Below are 2,358 nucleotides of genomic sequence, written 5' to 3' on the forward strand. Positions count from 1 at the left end.
ACCGGGGATAAAGTGCGGCTGGCCGACAGCGAGCTGTGGATTGAAGTAGAAGACGATCTCACGATCTACGGCGAAGAGGTCAAGTTCGGCGGCGGGAAGGTGATCCGCGACGGCATGGGTCAGGGGCAGATGACCGCAGACGACTGCGTGGATCTGGTGCTGACCAACGCGCTGATCGTCGATCACTGGGGGATCGTGAAAGCCGATATTGGCGTCAAGAACGGGCGGATCTTTGCTGTCGGTAAAGCCGGGAACCCGGACATCCAGCCCGGCGTGACGATCCCGATTGGCGCGGCGACGGAAGTGATTGCCGCCGAAGGGAAGATCGTCACCGCAGGCGGGATCGACACCCACATCCACTGGATCTGCCCGCAGCAGGCGGAAGAGGCGCTGGTCTCCGGCGTCACCACCATGATCGGCGGCGGCACCGGTCCGGCGGCGGGCACCAACGCCACCACCTGTACGCCGGGGCCGTGGTATATCGCCCGCATGCTGCAGGCTGCCGATACGCTGCCGGTGAATATCGGCCTGCTCGGCAAGGGTAACGGTTCCAACCCGGCGGCCCTGCGCGAGCAGATCGCCGCGGGCGCGATCGGCCTGAAGCTGCACGAGGACTGGGGCACGACGCCTGCCGCGATCGACAACTGTCTGTCCGTCGCCGACGATACCGACACGCAGGTCGCGATCCACACCGATACGCTAAACGAAGGCGGCTTCGTCGAATCGACGGTTGCCGCCTTCAAGGGCCGCACGATTCACACGTATCACACCGAAGGCGCGGGCGGCGGCCATGCGCCGGACATCCTGAAGGTATGCGGCGAGGCGAACGTGCTGCCGTCGTCGACCAATCCGACGCGTCCGTACACGATCAACACGCTCGACGAGCATCTCGACATGCTGATGGTCTGCCATCACCTCGATCCGTCGATCGCCGAGGATCTCGCGTTCGCCGAATCGCGCATCCGCCGCGAAACGATCGCGGCCGAGGACATCCTGCACGATCTCGGCGCGCTGTCGATGCTGTCGTCGGATTCGCAGGCGATGGGACGTGTCGGCGAAGTGATCATCCGCACCTGGCAGACCGCACACAAGATGAAGGTGCAGCGCGGCGCGCTGCCCGAGGACGGCACGCGCCACGACAACTTCCGCGCGAAGCGCTACGTCGCGAAGTACACGATCAATCCGGCGATCACGCATGGCATCGCGCATGAAGTCGGCTCGGTCGAGCCCGGCAAGTGGGCGGATCTCGTGCTGTGGGAGCCGGCGTTCTTCGGCATCAAGCCGGCGATGATCCTCAAGGGCGGGATGATTGCGATGGCGCAAATGGGCGACCCGAATGCGTCGATCCCGACGCCGCAGCCCGTCCATTACCGCGAGATGTTCGCCACGCGTGGCGGTGCGCTCGCCCGCACGTCGCTGACGTTCGTGTCGCAGATGGCGGCCGACGCGGGCATCGCCGAACGCTACGGGCTCGCGAAGCGCATCGTGCCGGTGCGTCGCTGCCGAAACGTGACCAAGGCCGACATGATCCACAACGCGTGGCGCCCCGCGATCAGCGTCGATCCCGAAACCTACGACGTGATCGCCGACGGCCAGCTCCTCACCTGCGAGCCGGCGACCGTGCTGCCGATGGCGCAGCGCTACTTCCTGTTCTGACGATTTTCGACTCATGCGCACCCTCGACAAACGCATTGCCCCGAACGTGAAGCTCGCCGCCTCCCTCGTTGCACGCGCGCCGACGCTCACGCTTCCCTATGATGCCCGTTGCAGGAGCCGCCTCGCGGCGACGCTCGACACCGGCGAGGACATCGCGCTCGTGCTGCCGCGCGGCACCGTGCTGCGCGACGGCGACGTGCTCGTCGCCGACGACGGCGGTCTCGTGCGCGTCGCGGCCGCGCCCGAAACCGTGCTGCTCGTGCGCGCGCCCGATCCGCTGACGTTCACGCGCGCCGCCTATCACCTCGGCAATCGCCATACGCCGGTCGAGATCGGCGACGGCTATCTGAAGCTCGAAGCCGATCCCGTGCTCGCCGACATGCTGCGGCGCCTCGGTGCGCAGGTCGAGCAGGCCAATGCACCGTTCCAGCCGGAAGCCGGTGCGTATGGCGGCGGCCATCGGCACGGACACGACGCGACGTTCGCCGAAGACTACGCGCTCGCGCAGCAGGTATTCGACACGCACCACTCGCACTCGCACTCGCACTCGCACTCGCACTCGCACTCGCACGATCACGATCACGATCACGATCACGATCACGATCAAGATCACGATCACGATCACGATCACGATCACGATCACGATCATCAGCATGGTCCCGGATGCGCGCACGGCCACGGCCATGAACACCGCTGAGCTCG

The 2,358-nt window shown here is 66.0% G+C and carries 2 protein-coding genes; both read left to right on the forward strand.

The genetic code is table 11. The features are described 5' to 3' along the window. Positions 1-1,656: urease subunit alpha (gene ureC, locus KH616_RS24210; RefSeq protein ID WP_292253740.1), on the forward strand; the 1,656-nt coding region annotated here is incomplete at its 5' end. Positions 1,657-1,669: 13 nt separating this feature from the next. Beyond that, the gene (ureE, locus tag KH616_RS24215; RefSeq protein ID WP_292253743.1) at positions 1,670-2,353 is read left to right on the forward strand and encodes an urease accessory protein UreE; all 684 of its coding nucleotides are present in this window, start codon (positions 1,670-1,672) and stop codon (positions 2,351-2,353) included. The last annotated feature ends 5 nt before the right edge of the window (positions 2,354-2,358 follow it).

The sequence above is a fragment of the Burkholderia sp. genome, assembly GCF_018375725.1.
Lineage (GTDB): Bacteria > Pseudomonadota > Gammaproteobacteria > Burkholderiales > Burkholderiaceae > Burkholderia.

What these genes read in the sequence shown, in the direction of transcription:
- ureE (WP_292253743.1), top strand. Translation starts at nt 1,670, where the DNA reads ATGCGCACCCTCGACAAACGCATTGCCCCGAACGTGAAGCTCGCCGCC.